The sequence below is a fragment of the Paracoccus benzoatiresistens genome (genome assembly GCF_026913015.1).
GTDB classification, from domain to species: Bacteria; Pseudomonadota; Alphaproteobacteria; order Rhodobacterales; family Rhodobacteraceae; genus Paracoccus; species Paracoccus benzoatiresistens.
Genome location: NZ_JAPTYD010000004.1, coordinates 17998 through 37912 on the forward strand (window position 1 = coordinate 17998; position 19915 = coordinate 37912).

Below are 19915 nucleotides of genomic sequence, written 5' to 3' on the forward strand. Positions count from 1 at the left end.
ACATGACCCCGCGCAAGTGAATCGCGCAAGCGAGGTTTCGCGGCGAAAACCCCCTTTTGAACCGGAGAAGCCGTCATGAATTTAGAGACTCTTTGATTCTTTAAGGATCTTTCGGGTGCAGATTATGTAGGCAAATCAGCCGGCTCTGTGGCATCCGGGACCTGTTTACAGGACCAAGGGCACCCGTCCACGGGATCAAGGGTCCCCGATTCCGGGAGCAGGGGCGCCGATTCGCAGGAAAAGGCGTTTTAGGGGCGAATCGAGGCCTGAACAGCGCCAATGGGCCGTGAAAACCTGTCCCTGCGTCCCGGAAACGGGTGCCTTTCGACCCGCCAGACAGGCTTAGGTATCCGTTTCCGGGACGTTGCATTTCCGGAACACGCAACGCTGCGGTGCCCATGTGGCGATTGTCGGCGGGTACCCTCTGAGGCATAATCGCGAAAACAGGGCAGGACCGATGGACGATATTCCGAGAGACCAGCTGAGTGGCGCCCTGCGCCGCGGCGCGGTCAAGAAGCACGTGGCGGCGATCCATGTGTCGGGCAAGCTGACGCTTCTGCAGCGCAAGCTGTCGAACGTGCTGCTGCTGAATGCCTATGACACGCTGACCAGCAGCACGCGCCACCAGATCGACGCGCGCACCCTGTGCCTGATGATCGGCTACAACTCGAACGACATGGACACGCTGAAGCAGTCGCTGCGCGGCCTGGCCGAGACGGTGGCCGAATGGGACATGCTGGATGAAAAGGGCCAGCAGGAATGGGGCGTGTCCAGCCTTCTGTCCTATGCCAAGCTGAAGGGCGGGGTCTGCGAATACGCCTATTCCCCCGCGCTGGCCGAAAAGCTGCATGACCCCAAGGTCTTTGCGCTGATCAACCTCAACATCCAGCGCCGCTTCACCAGCGGGCACGCGCTGGCGCTCTATGAAAACTGCTACCGCTTCGTCAGGACCGGATCGACCGGCTGGTGGCCGCTGGAGCTGTTCCGGCGGCTGATGGGCGTGGACGGTTCGGCCTACTACGAGACCTTCAAGCACCTGAACGCCAAGATCATCAAGCCCGCCGTGGCGGAGGTGAACCGCACCAGCAACATCATCGTCACGCCCGAGACGAAGAAGACCGGCCGGGCCGCCACCGACATCCGCTTCCGGATCAAGGAAAACCCGCAGCTTGCGATCCTGGACATCGACGATGGCGAGGGCGCGCGCCACGGACCCGTCTATGCCCGGCTGCGCGCGCTTGGCGTGAGCGACCGCCTGGCCCGGCAATGGCTGACCTCTCACGGAGAGGAACAGGTGCTGGCCAAGCTTGCCTATGTCGAGGCGAAGGAAGGCGTGCGAAGCCGCATCGGCTATCTGAGCGCGGCGCTGGAGGGCGACGGGCGCACGGAAAGGGCAGGGGGGGCGCCCGCCCTGCCGGCGCCCGCACCCTCGCCCCGCGCCGAACGCCTGCGCCGGATCCTCGAGGCGGTGAAGGCGCGCACGCCGACGCAGCGCGATGCCGACCGCCGCCTGTTCATGAGCCAGCTTCCCGAGGCGCGGCTGCGCGACGATTTCGAGCGGCATGGCTGGATGTCGCCCTTGAACGCCACGCGGATCGCCGGCTTCTGGCGCGAGATGGCGCCGGGCCTGTTCGACGGGATCGACGACTAGCCGAGGGAAGCGCTCCGATCCGGATCTGCGCGCCGGGGGATGAAGGCGGCGCAGGGGCAATGACATCGGTTCCGTGTCGGCCCAGCGGCGTGATGACCGGAGGAACGGAGGGTTTCGCTGCTGGACCGACCGCTGCCAACCGGTCCGGCGCAAGGATGTTCCCGCAGAAAGGCAATCAGGCTGCGCGGCCGGCCGAAACGTCGCGCTTGGGAACATTGCACGGCGTTCGCCGTTCTGACGCGGGCATCATTGCGGGGGAATCGGCGGATGGGCAGGCACATGAGGGAATTGCGCGGGGCCACGGTTGTCATCACCGGCGCCTCGAGCGGGATCGGCCGGGCCACGGCCGAGGCTTTCGCGCGCGAGGGTGCGCGGCTGGTCCTTGTGGCGCGGGATCCCGACGCGATCGAGGAGGTGGCCGATGGCTGCCGCGACCTGGGGGCCGAGACGCTGGCCATCGCCGCGGATGTCACCGATGCCGTCGCCATGACCGAGGTCGCCCAGCAGGCCGCCGAGTTCGGCAGCGGCATCGATGTCTGGGTCAGCAATGTTGGCACCGGCGCGGTCGGTGCCTTTCACGAGGTGCCGCTGGAAGCCCATGAGCAGGTGATCAGGACCAACCTGATCGGGCACATGAACGACGCCTATGCCGTCCTGCCGATCTTCCTGGAGCAGGGCCACGGCGTTTTCATCAACATGATCTCGCTTGGCGGCTTCGCGGCGACGCCCTTCGCGGCGGCCTACAGCGCCAGCAAGTTCGGCCTGCGCGGCTTTGCCGAGGCCCTGCGGGGCGAGCTGATCCATCACCGGGATATCCACATCTGCGACGTTTACCCGTCCTTCGTGGACACGCCCGGAATCGCGCACGGGGCGAACTATACCGGGAGAGAGCTTTCGGCCCCGCCGCCGGTCCTGGACGCCCGCCGCGTGGCCGACGCGATCGTGCGCCTGTCGGTGCGGCCCAAACCGACCACGATGATCGGCGCACCGACGGCGCTGATACGGCTGGGGCATGCGATCTCGCCCGAACTGACCACGCGGGCCATGGCGCTGTTCCTGGAAAGCTATTTCCGCCGGGCGCCGCAAGCCCCGATCGACAGCGGCCACCTGTTCCAGCCGCCCGAACACGCGGGCGGAATCGACGGGGGGCTTCGTTCGCCCGCGCAGCGGACGGGGGTTGCGGGCCTGGCGCTTGGCCTGGGCGCGCTGGCGGTCGTGGCGGTGGCGCTGCGGGGGAGGCGATAGATGGCCGATGTCACCTATCCGCCGCTGGACGTGCTGAAGCCCGTGGCCGAAAATGTCTGGGTCGTGGACAGCGGGCCCATGAAGGCCATGGGGATGATCCCCATTCCGGTCAGGACAACGGTGATCCGGCTGCCCGGTCACGGGGTGATGGTCCATTCGCCATCCCGCCTGACCCCGGACCTGCGCCGGCAGATCGAGGAGATCAGCCCGATCCGCCACCTTGTCGCGCCCAACATCGCGCATTGGACCTTTCTGAAGGATTGGCAGCAAGCCTTGCCCGAGGCCACCACCTGGGCCGCCCCCGGCCTGCGCAAGCGCGCCCAGGTCAGGGCGTCAGGGCTGCGGCTGGACCACGATCTCGGCAATCCCCCGCCCGAAAGCTGGCCGCCCGAACTGGAACAGATCGCCGTTCATGGCGGGGCAGGCTTCTGCGAGGTCGCCCTGCATCACCGCCCCAGCAGGACGCTGATCCTGGCCGACCTGGTGCAGAACCTGGAACGGCAGAAGCTGCCGGCGCTGCTGCGCCCCCTTGCCGCGGCGGCAGGCGTGCTGGCGCCGGAGGGCCGCGCCCCGGCCTATCTGCGCGCCGTCGTCAAGCTTGGCGGGAAAGATGCGCGCGAGGCGGGGCGGCGCCTTGTCGGCACCCGCCCCGACCGCGTGATCTTTGCCCATGGCCGCTGGTTCGACCGGGACGGGGCCTCGTCCCTGGAACGCTCATTGAAATGGCTGACGGGCTGAGGCGCCAAGTGCCAGGGCGTGGTGCGCGGGGGCGCGCGTCCTCGGCCGCCCTGGGCCGGTGCGAAGGGCGCCCCCGTCTTGTTCAGCCTTGAGGCTTGCCGTTTTCCAGTTCGTCATACTGGCGACGGGCCAGTTCGGATTCGATCGTGTCGCGGTCCCCTTCCGGCGGGTCCTGTTGCAGCTGGTGCGCGGGGGTGTCATCCTCTCCGACCTCGGAAGAGGCCTGCTGCCAATGTTCGGCATGCTTGCCTTCGGGGCGGCCCTGCTCCTCCCACAACTGATGGGCACGCTGCCTTATCCTTTCCTCACGGTCTGTCGCCATGGCCATCTCCCTCTTGGAACCACCCGGCAGCAACAGCCGTTGGTTCGAAATGTTCCCGTCCTGCCTGACAAGCAAACCTTCGACAGCGGGTAACGGCCCTGTGATGGCGGTACCGGCCGCCGGGCGGATTTTTGCCAATGATGGTTTCATGAGCAGGCAAATTCACTGGCGGTTGAGAGGCCTTGCGTTAATGATAAACCCTGAGATTGCCGACGCGTCTTTACTCGGTCGATTTATATTCAGGTGAGGGTGTCTCGTTGCTGCAGCTTTTCTGATCGGGTCTAAGGATGACAAACAATTCGTTGCGGATACTGGTCGTCGAGGATGACTTCTTTGCCGCACAGAGGCTGGCAAACGAGATCCGTGCCCATGGCGACCATGTCGTGGGGCCTTTCGCGGATGTCCACGAGGCGATCCACCGCGTGGGCCTGGTGCAGGCCGCCATCCTGGATATCCGCGTGCAGGACGAGAATTCCTTTCAGCTGGCGGATTCCCTGACCCATGTGGGAATTCCCTTTGTCTTCCTGACCGGATACGACCGTTGCGTCATTCCGCCCCGCTTTTCGGGACGGGGCGTCTATACCAAGCCCAGTTGCGCCGCGCCCCTGCTGGACAGCCTGCATCGCGAACACGCGCGGATCGCCCACCGGCAGGAGGATTCCCTGGAAACCGTGGTGATCGAGATGCTGCATCGGGCGCGCGGCATGATGCCGGACGAGGCCTCGGTCGAGCGGCTGGTCGAGGCGGTGCTTTTGCGCGCGATCCACGAACAGGCCGACGCGCCGCCCATCGAGGACCTGCACGGCTGGCTGTTTCACATGCTGGAGATCGAGTACCAGGAACGCGGCAAGACACATCTTCAGTGACGTGCCGCCGGGCGGTCAGTGGTCTTGGCCCCTTCGGTCGGCCGCCTGCCGCTGCATGAGAACCTTGCGCAATTGCGCCGCAAGGTCCTGCAGCCGTTCAGGCACCCTCTCGCGCTGGAGCCTGTGTCCCCACTCCTCAAGCTCTGCATCCATGTCGCGTTCCGCTTCATAAGCCCCGGAAGGCATGCTCCAACCCTTTTTGGCGGCAAATGAGTGCCGGTTGATTGACGGTTCCGACCGATCCTGCACCCCGTGCCGCAGCGATGGTGGTTTCAAAAGACATGGCTAGAACTCGGGGTTCAGCATGTCGCGCAGGATGCGCCTGGCACGGCTGACGCGGCTCTTGATCGTGCCGATGTCGCAGTCCAGGATCACCGCCGCGTTGATATAGCTTTCCCCCAGGACCGAGATCAGCATCAGGGCCTCGCGGTAATGGGAGGGAAGCCGGTCCAGGGCGTGCAGCATCTCCTTGTGCCGCAGGTGCCATTCCTGGGTGGGCTGGCATTTGGGCAGGGCCGAGACACAGTCGATCTGCCCGATGGTTTCGCGGTTGACGCGCTTGCAGTTGTTGTAGAACCGGCTGCGCATGATGGTGAACAGCCAGGCGCGCAGGTTCGTGCCGGGCCGGTAGCTGTCGGCATATTCGATGGCGCGCAGCAGGGTTTCCTGCACCAGGTCGTCGGGATCCTGCGCCCCGCGGCACAATCCCCGCGCAAAGGCCCGAAGCGCGGGCAGATAGTCCAGGATGTCGTCCGACATGCCCGGCGCCGAACTGGTTCCCAGGACAGAGGCGGCATGGTGGGGAAGGGCCTGTCCCGTCCGGGGACGGGGCGCTGCAACGTCCAGGGAATCCATATGATCAGCCATGCGGCTCCTCCTGTGTTGCTTTGCCTCCGGGTTCCGGGACATGCACTTCTCGCCCCCGCAGCCATTCCATGCCGGTTGACGGCGTCCTGAACCGTCTTTCCGCATTATTGTTCCCATTCGGGGCAAAAAAATATCACATTTTGGCAAGCCACAGTTTTCAGGGCACCATGATCGTCGTAAAAAGGAGGTCAGGCGCCGGTTTGCATCGTCACTTGCGCTTGTCGCGCCGGGTCAGCTTGAAGACAAGAATCATGGACAACAACGACGACGGCCCCTTTGCCGACCGTGAGCCGGACCCTAGGCTGGCAGAGCTTCTGGGCGATGTCGGCGCGCAACCGATCCCGCCCCGCCTGAAGGCGCTTGCCGAGGAACTGAAGAGGACCCTGGCAGAGGCCGGCAAGCGCCGCGACGACTGAGGTCGCCGCATCCCGTCACCGGCCCGTCCTTGTTCCTGACCGGTTGATAAAGTTTTAGCGGCACGATCTTCGGGGAACATCCGGGCGGTTTGGCTGTTTTCTGGGCGACAGCACCCATGCAGGCGTGCGGGCGGGGCATCCGGTCCTGCCGGGAGCTTGTCCTCAATCCACAGCCGGAGCCATTCGATGTTTTATACCGATAACAAGCTGCAATATCCCGTTCGGGTCGATACCCCCGATCCGCTGTTCGCGCGTGCCCTCCAGCAGGCCATCGGCGGGGTCGAGGGCGAGATCCGCGTGGCGATGCAGTATTTCTTCCAGGCTTGCGGCGCGCGCGGCAATCCCAAGTTCCGCGACCTTCTGATGAATACCGCGGCCGAGGAACTGGGCCATATCGAGATGCTGGCGACCGCCGTGGCCATGAACCTGGAAGGCGCGCCCCTGTCGATGAAAGAGGACATGGCGGCGGGCGACCGCGCCGTGGCCGCCATCATGGGCGGCATGAACCTCAAGAACCTCTTGTCCTCGGGCCTGTCGGCGATGCCGGTGGACAGCGACGGCGTGCCCTTCGACATGTCCCACATCTATGCCAGCGGCAACATCGCCGCCGACATGACGGCCAATGTCGCCGCCGAGTCCACGGGGCGCACGCTGGCCGTGAGGCTGTACAACATGACGGACGATTCCGGCATGAAGGACATGCTGTCCTATCTGATCGCCCGCGACACGATGCACCAGAACCAGTGGCTGGCCGCGCTTGAGGAACTGGGCGGCATGACCGGCGCCTTCCCGATCCCGAACAGCTTCCCGCAGGCGCAGGAAAAGACCGATTTCAGCTATGCCTATCTGGGCTTCCAGGCCGATGGCAGCGCGCCGGTTCCGGGCCGCTGGGCCGAGGGAACCTCGATCGACGGCAAGGGCACCTTCACCACGGGCAAGCTGCACCCGTCCGACCAGAAGCCCGACCTGGGGCTTGCCAAGCCCAACAGCGGCGCGCAGGCCGAACAGATCGCAGGCTGATCGCATGGCCCGCCGGATGGGTCCGGCGGGCCTTTTCATCAAGGGGGCCTGACCATGACGGGATCGCGGTGGCTGCGCTGGACCTTTGTCCTTGGCTTCGCGCTTGGGGGGTTCTTCGACGGGATCCTGCTGCACCACATCCTGCAGTGGCATCACCTGCTGAGCCTCGTGCCCGGCATGACCGACCTGCGGCTGCAGATCCTGTGGGACGGTTATTTCCATGCGCTGATGTACGCCCTGGCCGTTCTGGCGCTGTGGGGGTTGTGGCGCGGGTGCAAGCAGGCGCCTGCGGCGGGCGCGACGCTTGGGACCTTGCTGGCGGGCTTTGGCGCCTGGCATGTCATCGACGCGCTGTTGTCGCACTGGCTGCTGGGCATCCACCGGATCAGGCTGGACAGCGCCGTTCCGCTAGCCTGGGACCTGGCCTGGCTGCTGGCCTTCGGGTTGGTGCCGATCGTGCTGGGCTGGCTGGCCCTTCGCCGCGCGGGACCGGGCGGCCCGCCACCCGCGGCACTTGTGCTGGTTCTGGGGCTGGTCGCCACGGGCGCGGGGATCTGGGCCGCGCAGCCGCCTGCCGGCCAGCCTGTCACGGCCATCGTCTTCGCGCCCGGCATCCAGCCCGAAGCCGCGCTGGCCCGCGCGGGTCTTGCCGATGCCCGGGTCATCTGGACCGATCCCCTGTCGCAAGTGACCTGGGCGCGGCTGGAGTCGGGAAATCCGTGGAAACTCTATCTTGCCGGCGCGTTGATGGTCAGCGGCGCGGGGATGCCAGCCGGCTGCTTCAGCTGGGCGCGCGCCTGAGACGGAGGAAGACCGACATGACCCTGCCCGCCCTTATCGGAGACATGCCATGATCCCGCCCCGCCTTCATGCCGCGCTTGATGCCGCCTCGGCGGCGGGGCTGGTGCTGCTTGCGCTGCGCTGGCCGGGCCGCCTGTCGCGCCCGCTGGCGCTGGCTGGCCTGGGGGTCGCGGCCTATTCGCTGGCCACCCGGTATCGCGAGGGGCCCGGCAGGGGCATCGGCCTGGCCCAGCACCGGCTGCTGGACGCAGCGCAAGGCGCTGCCTGTCTGGCGGCGGGGCTGCGCGAGGAAAGACCCGGACCGCGCGCCTTCCTGACGGGCTATGGACAGTTCTCGCTGGCCGCCGCCGCGCTGAGCGGCCCGCCGGGTCCGCAGGGCGTGGCCCTGCCCGCCACCGCGGTGGCCGGCGCCGAGGCCATCGGCCCCGACCTGGCCCGGCTGCGCTGCGGCATCGTGAACGTGGCCTTCATCGGCCAGCCCGGGGCAGGGGACCGCGAATGGTTCCTGGTCGATGCGGCGATCGCCGGGTCCGCACCCTTCATCCGCGCGGCGGCACGCCATCGCTATGGCGATGCGCGCCCCGCCGCCATCCTGCTGACCCACGGCCATTTCGACCATGTCGGCGCCCTGGAGCAGCTTGCCCGTGACTGGGACGCGCCGGTCTATGCCCATCCCCTGGAGCAGCCCTTCCTGGACGGCAGCTGGTCCTATCTTCCGCCCGCGCCCGAAGTCGGCGGCGGGCTGATGGCGGAGCTTTCCCCCTTGTTCCCGCGCAGGCCGATCGAGATCCGCGACAGGCTTCGCGAGTTGCCGCAGGACGGGTCCATCCCCGGCCTGGAGGGCTGGCGCTGGATCCATACGCCCGGCCATACGCCGGGCCATGTCTCGTTCTGGCACGAGGCGACGGGACGGCTGATCGCGGGGGACGCCATCAGCACCACGCAACAGGAATCGCTGTGCAGCGCGGCGCTGCAAATACCGAAGCTGCAAGGGCCGCCCGCCTATTTCACCACCGACTGGGAAGCGGCGGGGGAATCGGTGCGCCGTCTGGCGGCCCTGCATCCCCAGGCGATGATCGCCGGCCACGGCCCTGCCGTGGAGGGGCCCGAGTTCCAGGCCGCGCTGAACGAACTGGCGCGGAACTTCACCGCGCTCGGCCTGCCGCATGACAGCCGCTATGCCGCGGCTCGCCTGACCGCATGAGCGCCTTGCTGCCCCGTCTTCCGGGTCCGGACCATACGCTGGCCTTCCTGCGGCAGGGCTATCGCTTCATCGGCAATGCCTGCGACCGGCTGGGGTCCGACCGGTTCCGCGCCCGCCTGATGCTGCGCCCCGTGATCTGCGCGCGGGGCGAAGATGCCGCGCGGCTGATCTATGACCCCGACCTGTTCACCCGCAACGGCGCCATGCCGCCTTCGGTGCTGCGGCTGCTGCAGGACAAGGGCAGCGTGCAACTGCTGGACGACGCCTCGCACCGCCACCGCAAGGCGCTGTTCGCCGGCCTGCTGATGACGGACGAGGCCGAGCGGTCCTTCCTGGAGGTTTTCGATGCCGAATGGCGCCTCGCGCTGCGGGACTGGACCGCCAAGGGCCGCATCACCCTGTTCGACGAGGTGAACCTTGTCCTGACCCGGGCGATCTTTCGGTGGGCCGGCGTTCCGCTGGACAATCCGCGCCAGATGGCGGGCGATCTGTCCTCGGCCGTCGAGAACACCGGCCGTATCGGCCCGCGCATGTGGCTGGCCCTGGCTCGCCGGCACCGGGTCGAAAAGCGGATCCGCCGGGTGATCGACCAGGCACGGGCGTCAGGGGCCAACGATGCGACGCCGCTGCACCGTGTCGCAGGCTTTCGCGACGCCGATGGCAGCCTTCTGTCGCCGGACAAGGCCACGGTGGAGCTGATCAACATCCTGCGCCCGACCGTGGCGGTGGGGCGCTATGTCACCTTTGCGGCCCTTGCCCTGCACCAGCATCCCGCCTGGCGGGACGCGCTGCGCAGCGCCCGGGAGGACAGCTTCCAGCGCTTTGCCGAGGAGGTGCGGCGCTTCTACCCCTTCTTCCCGGCCATCGGCGGCATCGCGCGGCGGGATTTCCGGCAGGGCGGGCTGGAGATGTCGAAGGGCGACTGGCTGATGGTCGATCTGTTCGGCACCTGCCACGACCCCCGGCTGTTCCCGTCGCCCCGGGATTTCGATGCGGGGCGGGATCTGTCCTGGCGGTCCTTCGGGTTCGATTTCGTTCCGCAGGGCGCGGGCGATCCGCACCGTGGGCATCGCTGCCCGGGAGAGCGTCTGACGGTCGCCGTGATCCGGCACGCCACCCGGCTGCTGGTCGAGGCGATGGACTATGCAGTGCCGCGGCAGGACGCGACGGTCTCGCTGTCGCGCATCCCGGCTCTGCCCAGAAGCGGAATGGCGCTGTCCGGGATCCGCGAAAGGGCCGGCCGCTAGAGGCTGTCTGCCACGCAGCGGTCCTCCTGCATCCGTAGCAGGTTGTGGATATGCGTCGCGGCCACCTCTCCCTGCGCCATGGCGACGGCGATCTGGTTGAGCCCGGTCACGACATCCCCGGCCGCGAAGACCTTCTTCACGGATGTTTCCTGATGCGCGTTCGTGACGATGCGGCCGTCGTCGGCAAGCTCCACCCCGAGGCGGCGGGCCAGGTCGTTCTGCGGGTCGATCCCCAACCCGGAATAGACCGCCCGGAAGCGGACCACATCCTGCCCCAGCCTGACGCTGACGCCCTGATCGCCAAAGTCCCAGTCCGAGGCTTTGTCCGGGATGATCCGAACCCCGGCCTTTTGCAGCTTTTCCATGACCGGCGTCGAGACCTCCAGCCTGTCGCCCAGGGTCAGGATGGCGATATCGGGGGTGTAATGGCGCAGGAACAGCGCCTCGCCTGCCGCGCAATCGCGCGTGCCGATCACGGCCACGGGCTGGCCGCTCAGCTCATAGGCATCGCAGATCGGGCACTGGCGCAGCAGGCCCTCGCGGATATGGGACAGCGCGTCGTCCAGCGGCGGCAGGCGGTCGCGCGATCCGGTGGCAAGAATGACATGATCCGCCACAAGGGTCTGGCCCGCCGTGATCCGGAAGCTGCCGTCCGGACCCAGAACGGCATCCGTGGCCTTTTCCGGCAGCACCGAGACTCCGAACTTGTCCATCTGCCGGCGCATCCGGTCCAGCAGGTCGTTGCCGTGGATCCCGTCGGGATAGCCCGGATGGTTGTGGGACCTGGGGATCAGCGATGCGCGGCTTTCGCCCCCGTCGATCAGCACGACGCGCCGGCGGAACCGGGCCAGATAGATGGCCGCGGTCATCCCCGCCGGGCCGCCCCCCAGGACGGCGCAATCAAAGTGCGTTGCTTCCATTGGCTTCCGGTGTGAGTAGCGCCCCCCCTCGATCGGTGGAAGGGGCCAGCGTAGCATCCTGCTGGCGCAGCACGGCGGGCCGGAACAGGCTTTCGTCCGTCCGGTCGATCAGGGCGAAGCGGTGGGCCAGCGGATGGTCGAAGCGGATCGGATTGACCCGCTTGTGCCAGGTCATCCGCAGCCGCGCCAGCACCGTGTCGAGGATCCGGCGCGCGTGATCGTCGCCGCCCAGTTCCAGCGCATCCGCCAGGGACGTGGCCGTAAGCTGCGGATTCTCGCGCAGCGCCTCGGCAATGGCGAAGATGGTGATGTCCCATTCCAGATAGGTCGCGCCGATCTGCGCCTCGTCCCCTCCGCCGATACCCAGACCATCCGTGGGCTTGGCCCGCCAGGTCTTTTCCGGCACGCCGACCTCTCGGGCCAGCCAGGGGATTTCCCATGACTTGATCAGGCCCTGCACCGGCGCCAGGTCGCCCACGTCGCCGTGCAGCGTCCAGAAGCCCGCGCAAAGTTCGGAAAAGTTGTCCGTGCTGGCGACGATCCCGCCAAAGCGATGCGCTTGGTCGTAAAGCGCGATCATCCGCAGGCGGGCCCGCAGGTTGCCGCGGCGGGTCCTGGCCGGGTTGGTGTCGGCTTGCGGCAGCGCCTCATCGACGCGGCCAAGGGCCGCAACCATCGCCTCGTATTCGGGGGACAGGTCCAGGTGGAAGTGCTCGAGGCCCAGGGCCTCGCAGGCCTCGACGCCGCGTTCGGTTTCGACCGGGTCCTGGCGGATCGGAAGGGTAAAGCCGACGACCCGCCAGCCCGCCTGCTTGAACAACGCGGCCGTCACGGCGGAATCGACCCCGCCCGACATGCCAAGGACGGCGGTGCCCACCCCGGCCTGGTCGCGATAATCCGCAAGTTGCCGGATGATCCTGTCCCGCACCTTGCCAAGCTGGTCTTCCCCAAGAAAGAGGCCTGCGTCGATCTGCGCCTTCAGGCGGTCGTCGAACCAGGGGCCGAGGCCCCCGGCTGCCGCCTGACGCGAGAGGGCCAGGATCTCGGAATAGGACATGCGACCCCCTTTCCCGGATCAGATGTCGGCGCGTTCGCCGCTGGCCGAGAGGCTGACATATTGCCGAACCACGTCCGGCAGGCCGGCGTCGATGGCGGCGGCCATGGCCAGCTCCTCGTCCAGGTTCTGCCGCAGCAGCGGGATGGCCGAGGTTTGGCCGTCCAGTTCCGCCGCCGTGATCAGCGCTGTATACGCCGCGATCTCGAAATGCTCGAACGCGAAGTTCGCCATCGAGTTCTTGAGGATCTCGTCGCTGGTCAGGCTGTGGGTGACCGCCGCCATCGATCCGCTGAAGGACAGCATGGTATCCTTCAGCCCCGAGGGCGATTCCCCGATGCTGTCCAGGATCTGGTCGATGCGGGCAATCTGGCCCTCGGTTTCGCGGATGTGGCGATCCAGAAGGGCCGCGACCTCGGGGTAATGCTCCAGGCGGTTCAGCTGCGGCTGCATGATCGACAGGGCCTGGTTCTCCATGGCATGCGCATTGCGCAGGCCGTCAACGAAAAGATCATGTGCGGCGGCATTGGTCATGGGATTCATCCTCTGCAAGAAACCGGCGCTGCTTCGGGCCGGCACATATCGTTGAACCCGCCCGCCGGTGCATCGTTCCGAAAGGACGGCTAAACATAGATCAGTCCCCAGCGGGCGGGCGTTCGGCCCTGATGCCCTCCGTGACGGCCCGGAAGGTGTCGCTGCGGACGATATCGTCGAGGGCTTGCCCCAGCTTCGGGCGCCAGTTCGGGTATTCGTCCCAAGTGCTTGGGACGTTGACCGGGCGGATCTCGCCGGCCAGATCCTCCAGCCGCACGGCCATCAGGCGGCAGGGCGTGCGCGCCAGATAGCGGTGCGCGGCCACCACCACGTCCAGCGGCGCAGCGTCGCCATCGGTAGCCTGCCCCTCTGGCAGCAGGCCGGCGTCCGCAAGCGCCTGGACCAGCGCCTGCCGTTCGGCGGGCCGGGCATCCGCCTGCTCGCGTCCCGTTTCCTCGCTGACCAGGTCAAAGCGCTGGCGCAGCCGCACGTCGTCTCCGCGCCACCAGCCCTGGAAGGTGGGCAGGTCATGGGTCGAAAGGCAGGCCAGGGCGTTGGCCGGATAATCCTGCGGTGCGATGAAGCCCGTTTCGTGGCGTTCGAAGAACAGGATGCGATAGGACAGGACGCCCGCCGCCTCCATCATCTCGCGAAAGCCGGGGGGAACATTGCCCAGATCCTCGCCGATGACCACCGAGCCGTTTTCGTTCGAGGCACGCGCCAGGGCGCGCAGCATGTCGTCCAGCGGATAGCGGGCATAGGTGCCGGCGGTGGCATCCGCGCCGTCGGGGATCAGGAACAATTGCCACAGTCCCATGGCATGGTCGATCCGGACGGCGCCCGCGCGGCGCATCACGCGGTCCATCAGGGCGCCGAAGGGTGCCGCCTGCGTGGCGGCCATGGTGGCGGGGGACAAGGGGGCCAGTCCCCAGTCCTGCCCCTTTTCGTTGAAATAATCGGCCGGCGCGCCGATGCGGACGCTTCCCAGGACATCAGGGCGGCCCCAGCTGCCCGACCCGTCCGCCGCCTCTCCGACCGCGATATCGAGGTAAAGCCCGATCGCCATGCCCGCCGCCCGGCAAGTATCCTGCGCACGGGCAAGCTGCTGGTCCGCCTGGTCCTGCAGCCAACGGTGAAAGGCCAGGTCTGGCGCGTGGTCGCGGGCAAAGGCGGAAACCTCGGGGCTGCCTGCCTCCTGCCAGGCGGTTGGCCAGTCGCGCCAGCCCGCGCCATGCCCTTCAACCACCATGCGGGCCGAGACCGCCTCGAACAGCGCGTGGCGGTCCAGATCCTCTCCGCCCCGGCTGCGAAAGGCCTCGCCGGCGTCCGGCGCGCCGACGGCCTGCCAGACCATCCGCAGGGCGTGCAGCTTGGCAGCGGCGACAGCGGGATAGTCCACCAGATCCGTGGCCTGCAGGCGCGCGATCTCGTTCGGGTCGGCCATGTCGGGGGTAAAGCCCGGAACCCGGTCCACGGCGATGTAGAGCGGGTTCAGGAAGCGCCGGTTCGAGGGCGAGAACGGGCTGCATCGCGCCGGATCGGACAGGAACATGGCGTGCAGAGGGTTGAGGCCGATGAAATCGGCCCCTTCCGCAGCCAGAATGGTGGCAAGCGTTTCCAGATCGGCGAAATCGCCGATGCCCCAGTTGCGCGCCGACCGGACCTGGTAAAGCTGCACTGCCACGCCCCAGCCCCTGGGCCGGTCGGGCAGGTGGCAGCGCACCCCTTCCGGCGCTTCCAGAACCTGGGGACGCATGGCGGGGGCGTCCCCGAAGGCCGCGACCAGCTTTTCCAGCGTCTCGGCGGGCACCTGGTGACGGGTGCCGCCCACGCCCTCGTAATCGGCCTGCAGGCCCAGTTCCTGCGCCCGCACCTTGATGTCGTTCATGAAACCCTCGGATCAGGCGCCGCCATCGACGATATAAAGGCCGCGCCGCCCCTTGCCGGACGCGGCCTGGGGCATATGGTCGGGGAAGGTATCGCCATAGCCTGCATGTTCGTCCTTGGGTCTGGTATAGGGAACATCCCGTGTGGTGCCGCGGATGCCGTCGGGCAGGGCGGTGTCGTCACCGGTGCCGGCATCGGGCTGGGGGCTTGGCACAGCGCCGCTGTCATGGTCGCGGTCCAAGGCCTGCAAGGCAAGGTCGTGTTCGTTCTGCGAATTGGTGGTGACCACAAGCACCACGCCGTTCTCTGCCAGGGCGGATGAAACCGCCCGGCGTTCAGCCTCGGGAAGGCGGTCAAGGGCGGGATGGGCCGGGCCGTGGCCGGCGACCTCATGGATGCCGGCGCCATTCACACCGGCGTTCTGCATCGACTGGGTCGCATAGGCGGCCCCGTCCCGATCGGCAAAGACCGCGATGATGACAAAGGGCCGTCCGGTTCCTGCAGTCTGTTCCAGATTGTGCGCCACGGGTCTTCTCCCTTGCTGCGACGCGGGCCTGCGCTGGCCGGGCGCCTGGAGGAGAACGATCCCGTGCTGAATTTGTTCCGGGACCCGCTCAGGGCAAGCGCCCGTCATGGATCGCGGGTCCGGAAAAACAGAAGGCCCGCCAACGGCGGGCCGGAAACGTCTTGCGGTCTGCGCGGATCAGGCGCGCGACATCGCCGCCATGGCGGCGCGGGTCGGCTCGATGCCCAGGCGGCGCAGGTCGCCAGCGGCGGGCGCGTGGTGCGAGCGCACGGCGGCCGAGGCGGAAATCGCGGCATCCATCACGTCCAGAAGCGCGAAAATGCGGATCATGGCGTTGCGGAGGGCGGTCATGGCAGGTCTCTCTTTCTGTCCTTGGTTGACAGGCTCAAGATGGGCCCTTCAACGCCATGCCGCAACGCAGCAAATCGGAAGATCCGTCATGCAGGACTTGCATGGGTCGGGGCATGGGTCGTCGCCAGCGCATCTCCGGTCCTGACCACCGCGGCCAGGGCCATGCCGATGTCCTCGTCCGTCGTGCGGTGGTTGCAGATCGCCGCCCGCAGCCCGTGTTCGCCATGCACCGTGGTGTCGGAAAAGGCCACGGTGCCGTCCTCCTGAAGGCGCATCATGATCTCTGCGTTCAGCCCGGCCAGGGCAGAAGGGTCCAGCCCGCCGGGGTCGTAGCGGAAGCAGGCGATGTCCAGCGTGACCGGCGACAGCAGGGTCAGCCGGGGATGGGCCTGGGCCAAGGCCGCCAGCCGACGCGCCTGGTCGATGTTGCGGCCGATGATCCGGCCAAGGCGCGCGGTGCCATGTTCGCGCAGCATCATCCAGATCTTCAGCGCCCGGAACCCGCGCGAGGTCTGGAGCCCCAGATCCAGCAGCCAGCCGCCCGCCGCGATGCCGCGCAGGGCCGGATCCAGATATTCGGAATGCAGCGCGAAGCTGCCCAGATGGGCGCGCGCGTCGCGGACCAGCACGCATCCGGCCTCGAAGGGGACATGCAGGCTTTTGTGCGGGTCCAGCGCCAGGCTGTCGGCGCGGTCGATCCCGTCCAGCAGGTGCGCGTGACGGGGCGACAGCCGGGTCAGCGCGCCGATGCAGCCATCGACATGAAGCCACAGCCCCCGGTCGCGGCACAGGTCGGCCATGGCGGGCAGCGGGTCGATCGCCCCCGTGTTCACGGTGCCGGCGGTGGCGATCACGCAGGCGGGCTGCCAGCCTTGGGCCCGGTCCTCCTCGATGGCGCGCGCCAGCGCCTCCACATCCATGCGGCAATCGGGGCCGGTGGGAATGCGCCGCAGGGCGCGGTTGCCCAGGCCCAGCAACTCGACGGCCTTCTGGTGGCAGCCGTGCACCTGGTCCGAGGCATAGAAGCGCAGGGGCCGGGGCAGGGCGGCCAGTCCCCCTTCGCGCAGGTCGATGCCGGGGATGGCGCGGTTGCGGGCGACCGTCAGCCCGATCAGGTTCGCCTCGGACCCGCCGCTGGTCAGGGTTCCGCTGCTGCCTTCGGGGAAACCCGCGATCTGGCGCAGCCAGTCGATCACCTGCCGCTCGCACTCGGCGGCGGCATGATCGCCGCCGCCCAGGTTCGAGCCGTCTGCGGCGGCCAGGAAATCCGCCAGCGCGCCCGTCAGGCTGGAGGCGCCCATGTACCACATCCAGAAACGCGGATGCGTGTTGCCCATGGGATAGGCCAGGATGGTGTCCCAAGCCTCGTCCACCACATGATCCAGCGGCGTCGGTTCCACCGGCAGGGGCTGGCGCAGCGCCTTGCGCGCCGCAGGCGGCATGGGCCGCCAGACGGGGCGGTCGCGCAGGGCGGCGGTGCGGGCGATGGCCTCGTCCACCGCCTTGTGGGCGATGCGCGCGAACTCGCCCCAGTCCGTGGGGTCCAGCGTTTCCATGGCGCTATTCCATCCGATATCCGGGGGTGGATTCGGACAGGGCGCGTTCGGCCTCGTCCATGTCCTCGGGGATGTCCTGGAACAGGGGGGTGGTGAGGTAGCGCTCGCCCGTGTCGGGCAGCATGGCCAGGATCACCGTGCCGGGTTCGCACCGCTCGGCGATCTGCATCGCCACCGCAAAGGTGGACCCGCCCGAAACGCCGGTCAGGATGCCCTCCCGGGACGCCAGCTTGCGCGCCCATTCCATGCCCTGGGCCCCCGTGACGGGGATCAACTCGTCATAGCCGCCCTTGTCCAGCGCCTCTTGCAGGACGAACGGAATGAAGTCGGGGGTCCAGCCCTGGATCGGATGCGGCTCGAAGGCCGGGTGGCTGGCGGCGGGGCCATGGCCTTCGCCGCGCTCCTGCGGGATGCCGCTGCCGACCAGGGCGGCGTTGGCGGGCTCGGTCAGGACGATCTTCGTGTCGGGCCGCTCGCGGCGCAGGACGCGGGCCAGGCCGCTGACCGTGCCGCCGGTGCCATAGCCGGTGACGACATAGTCCAGCCGCCCGCCCGCGAAATCGCCCAGGATCTCCTGCGCGGTGGTGGCTTCGTGGATGTCGGCATTGGCTTCGGTCTCGAACTGTCGGGCCAGGAACCAGCCGTGCTTTTGCGCCAGTTCCACCGCCTTGTTGTACATGCCGGTGCCTTTTTGCGCGCGCGGCGTCAGCACCACCCTGGCGCCCAGCATCCGCATCAGCCGCCGCCGTTCCACGGAAAAGCTGTCGGCCATGGTCACGACCAGCGGATAGCCCTTCTGGGCGCAGACCATGGCCAGGCCGATGCCGGTATTGCCGCTGGTCGCCTCGACCACGGTCTGGCCGGGCGTCAGTTCGCCGGATCGTTCGGCGGCCTCGATGATGTTCAGGGCCAGCCGGTCCTTGACCGAGGCCGCGGGGTTGAAGAACTCGGCCTTGACGTAAATCTGCACGCCGTCGGGGCCAAGGTTGTTGACCCGGATGGTCGGCGTGTCGCCCACGGTGTCCAGGATGCTGTCATACAGCCGCCCGCGCCCCCGGGTCGTCCTGATGGTCTGTGACATGAACGGATCCTCCCAAAATGAAACTGGTCGCATCTTAGCCCGCGGGGCACCGAAAAGCTTGACGGGTTCATGAAGGAATCATGCAGAAAGCCCCGTTCGGCGGTATACTGCGGCATGATCTACGGCTTCGGCGATCATGAACTGGACGATCAGCGGTTCGAGCTGCGGCGGAATGGCCGGTCCATTCCGGTCGAGCCGCAGGTGTTCCTAGTCTTGCGCGAACTCTTGCGGGCAGGCGGGCGACTGGTCGGCAAGGAACAGCTGGCCGATGTGGTCTGGGGCGGGGCCGTGTCCGATGCCAGCATCGCCAGCCGCGTCCGCGCCGCCCGCGCGGCCCTGGGCGACGACGGCGAACGTCAGGCCGTCATCCGGACGGTCCACGGCCGGGGCTTCCGGCTGATGCAGCCCGTCCGCGCCGCGCCGCAGGGGGGTCCCGCGCTTGCCGCCCCATCATTGGCCGTGCTGCCCTTCGGGGCCATCGGCCTGCCGCGCGACCGCGCCATCCTGACCGAGGCCCTTGCCCACGAGATCCTGCGCGCCCTGTCGCGGTTGCGCTGGCTGGTGGTGATCTCGCGCGGGTCGTCGTTCCGCTTTGCCCGTGCGGGGGCCGACCTGTCGGCCATCGGCGCGCGACTTGGGGTGCGCTATCTGCTGACCGGCACGGTCGAGCTGTCGGGAAACACCCTGGCCGTCAGCCCGGAGCTGGTCGAGGCCGAAAGCGCCCGCATCCTGTGGACCGACCGGCTGTCCGAGCCTTTGGACAGGCTGGCCGAACTTCAGCAGACCATCGTCTCCGCGCTTTGCACAGCCCTGGAACTGCATCTGCCCCTGAACGAGGCGCGGCTGGCCGAAGGGCGCGACATCGAAAGCCTGGATGCCTGGGCCAGCTATCACCTGGGGCTGCGGCAGATGTTCCATTTCACGGCCGAGGGGAACCGCCAGGCCGCGGCCTGCTTCGACCGGGCGATCCGGCTGGATCCCGGTTTCGCGCGGGCCCATGCCGGGCTGTCCTTCACCAGCTTCCAGGACGCCTTCCTGCGCTATGGCCCCGACCGCGACCGGGCCACCGACGCCGCCCGCGCCCATGCCGAACGCAGCCTGGAGCTGGACCCGCTGGATCCCTTCGCGGCCCTGACGCTTGGCCGGTCCTACTGGCTGACGGACCAGGTCGAGGTGGGGGCGGGCTGGCTGGCGCGGGCCACGGATCTGAACCCGAACTATGCGCAGGGTTTCTATGGCCGCGCGATCCTGGCCGCCATCCTGGCCCGCCCCGAGCAGGCGGACGAGGGGGTGGACCGGGCCCTGCAGCTGAGCCCCCTGGATCCGCTGCTTTACGGCATGTTCGGCACCCGGGCCCTGCGCCTGCTGCAGGGCGAGGACCCCGAAGGCGCGGCAGACTGGGCGGACCGCGCCGCATCGGCGCCGCATGCCCATTTCCTGATCGGCATGATCGCGATGGCCGCGAATGGCCTGGCGGGGCGCGACGATCAGGCCGGAACCTGGGGGCGCCATGTGCGCGCCCTGCGTCCCGATGCCAGCCGCGAGCTGTTCTTCACCGCCTTCCCGCTGCGCGACGACAGGGCGCGCGGCCGCATCGGCGGCGAACTGGCGCGGCAGGGATTCGGCTGA

Annotated in this window: 20 protein-coding genes; 10 read left to right on the forward strand and 10 right to left on the reverse strand. The window is 67.9% G+C overall.

Annotation, left to right across the window (positions count from 1 at the left end; genetic code table 11):
- Positions 1 to 457 precede the first annotated feature (457 nt).
- The 3 genes from OU682_RS04720 to OU682_RS04730 all read left to right on the forward strand — a co-directional run bounded on the left by OU682_RS04720 (position 458) and on the right by OU682_RS04730 (position 3634).
- Positions 458 to 1651, forward strand: coding sequence for a replication initiation protein (locus OU682_RS04720; protein ID WP_268940921.1), 1194 nt, complete (start codon positions 458 to 460; stop codon positions 1649 to 1651).
- A gap of 279 nt (positions 1652 to 1930) precedes the next feature.
- Positions 1931 to 2896 carry an SDR family oxidoreductase gene (locus tag OU682_RS04725; RefSeq protein WP_268940922.1) on the forward strand — a complete coding sequence of 322 codons (966 nt, stop codon included), beginning with the start codon at positions 1931 to 1933 and terminating at the stop codon, positions 2894 to 2896.
- A complete protein-coding gene (locus OU682_RS04730; protein WP_268940923.1) occupies positions 2897 to 3634 on the forward strand; it encodes a DUF4336 domain-containing protein in 738 nt (245 codons plus the stop codon). It abuts the gene before it with no gap.
- A gap of 82 nt (positions 3635 to 3716) precedes the next feature.
- On the opposite strand, the gene OU682_RS04735 is transcribed toward OU682_RS04730, so the two are convergent.
- Positions 3717 to 3956: a DUF2934 domain-containing protein gene (locus OU682_RS04735; RefSeq protein WP_268940924.1), complete on the reverse strand. Its 240-nt coding sequence runs from the start codon at positions 3954 to 3956 to the stop codon at positions 3717 to 3719.
- Positions 3957 to 4243: 287 nt separating this feature from the next.
- Here OU682_RS04735 and OU682_RS04740 point away from each other — a divergent pair, with 287 nt between their 5' ends.
- Positions 4244 to 4822: a response regulator gene (locus tag OU682_RS04740; protein ID WP_268940925.1), complete on the forward strand. Its 579-nt coding sequence runs from the start codon at positions 4244 to 4246 to the stop codon at positions 4820 to 4822.
- 285 nt (positions 4823 to 5107) lie between these two features.
- Here the strand turns inward: OU682_RS04740 and OU682_RS04745 are convergent, their stop codons facing one another.
- Positions 5108 to 5689 carry a sigma-70 family RNA polymerase sigma factor gene (locus OU682_RS04745; protein ID WP_268940926.1) on the reverse strand — a complete coding sequence of 194 codons (582 nt, stop codon included), beginning with the start codon at positions 5687 to 5689 and terminating at the stop codon, positions 5108 to 5110.
- Between the two features lie 251 nt (positions 5690 to 5940).
- Between OU682_RS04745 and OU682_RS04750 the strand changes: the two genes are divergently transcribed.
- From OU682_RS04750 to OU682_RS04770, 5 genes are all read left to right on the forward strand, one after another.
- Positions 5941 to 6105: a hypothetical protein gene (locus OU682_RS04750; protein WP_268940927.1), complete on the forward strand. Its 165-nt coding sequence runs from the start codon at positions 5941 to 5943 to the stop codon at positions 6103 to 6105.
- Between the two features lie 186 nt (positions 6106 to 6291).
- Entirely contained in the window at positions 6292 to 7125 is an 834-nt protein-coding gene (locus OU682_RS04755) for a manganese catalase family protein (RefSeq protein WP_268940928.1), read from the forward strand.
- 54 nt (positions 7126 to 7179) lie between these two features.
- Positions 7180 to 7926, forward strand: a complete 747-nt coding sequence (locus OU682_RS04760) for a DUF2243 domain-containing protein (RefSeq protein ID WP_268940929.1) — start codon at positions 7180 to 7182, stop codon at positions 7924 to 7926.
- Between the two features lie 49 nt (positions 7927 to 7975).
- A complete protein-coding gene (locus OU682_RS04765) occupies positions 7976 to 9130 on the forward strand; it encodes an MBL fold metallo-hydrolase (protein ID WP_268940930.1) in 1155 nt (384 codons plus the stop codon).
- Positions 9127 to 10377, forward strand: a complete 1251-nt coding sequence (locus OU682_RS04770) for a cytochrome P450 family protein (RefSeq protein ID WP_268940931.1) — start codon at positions 9127 to 9129, stop codon at positions 10375 to 10377. Before OU682_RS04765 ends, OU682_RS04770 begins: the two co-directional genes overlap by 4 nt.
- On the opposite strand, the gene OU682_RS04775 is transcribed toward OU682_RS04770, so the two are convergent.
- From OU682_RS04775 to OU682_RS04810, 8 genes are all read right to left on the reverse strand, one after another.
- The gene (locus OU682_RS04775) at positions 10374 to 11297 is read right to left on the reverse strand and encodes an NAD(P)/FAD-dependent oxidoreductase (RefSeq protein WP_268940932.1); all 924 of its coding nucleotides are present in this window, start codon (positions 11295 to 11297) and stop codon (positions 10374 to 10376) included. The two genes, OU682_RS04770 and OU682_RS04775, sit on opposite strands and share 4 nt — an antisense overlap.
- A complete protein-coding gene (nadE, locus tag OU682_RS04780) occupies positions 11278 to 12354 on the reverse strand; it encodes an NAD(+) synthase (RefSeq protein WP_268940933.1) in 1077 nt (358 codons plus the stop codon). The genes OU682_RS04775 and nadE overlap by 20 nt, the downstream gene beginning before the upstream one ends.
- Before the next feature lie 18 nt (positions 12355 to 12372).
- Positions 12373 to 12885: a ferritin-like domain-containing protein gene (locus OU682_RS04785; RefSeq protein ID WP_268940934.1), complete on the reverse strand. Its 513-nt coding sequence runs from the start codon at positions 12883 to 12885 to the stop codon at positions 12373 to 12375.
- Between the two features lie 100 nt (positions 12886 to 12985).
- Positions 12986 to 14773, reverse strand: coding sequence for a 4-alpha-glucanotransferase (gene malQ / locus OU682_RS04790; RefSeq protein ID WP_268940935.1), 1788 nt, complete (start codon positions 14771 to 14773; stop codon positions 12986 to 12988).
- A 12-nt stretch (positions 14774 to 14785) separates the two neighbouring features.
- Positions 14786 to 15298: a hypothetical protein gene (locus tag OU682_RS04795; protein WP_268940936.1), complete on the reverse strand. Its 513-nt coding sequence runs from the start codon at positions 15296 to 15298 to the stop codon at positions 14786 to 14788.
- 177 nt (positions 15299 to 15475) lie between these two features.
- Positions 15476 to 15649: a hypothetical protein gene (locus OU682_RS04800; protein WP_268940937.1), complete on the reverse strand. Its 174-nt coding sequence runs from the start codon at positions 15647 to 15649 to the stop codon at positions 15476 to 15478.
- 86 nt (positions 15650 to 15735) lie between these two features.
- Positions 15736 to 17205 carry a pyridoxal phosphate-dependent decarboxylase family protein gene (locus OU682_RS04805; protein WP_268940938.1) on the reverse strand — a complete coding sequence of 490 codons (1470 nt, stop codon included), beginning with the start codon at positions 17203 to 17205 and terminating at the stop codon, positions 15736 to 15738.
- A 4-nt stretch (positions 17206 to 17209) separates the two neighbouring features.
- Positions 17210 to 18286: a PLP-dependent cysteine synthase family protein gene (locus OU682_RS04810; RefSeq protein ID WP_268940939.1), complete on the reverse strand. Its 1077-nt coding sequence runs from the start codon at positions 18284 to 18286 to the stop codon at positions 17210 to 17212.
- A 114-nt stretch (positions 18287 to 18400) separates the two neighbouring features.
- Between OU682_RS04810 and OU682_RS04815 the strand changes: the two genes are divergently transcribed.
- Positions 18401 to 19915, forward strand: coding sequence for a winged helix-turn-helix domain-containing protein (locus tag OU682_RS04815; RefSeq protein ID WP_268940940.1), 1515 nt, complete (start codon positions 18401 to 18403; stop codon positions 19913 to 19915).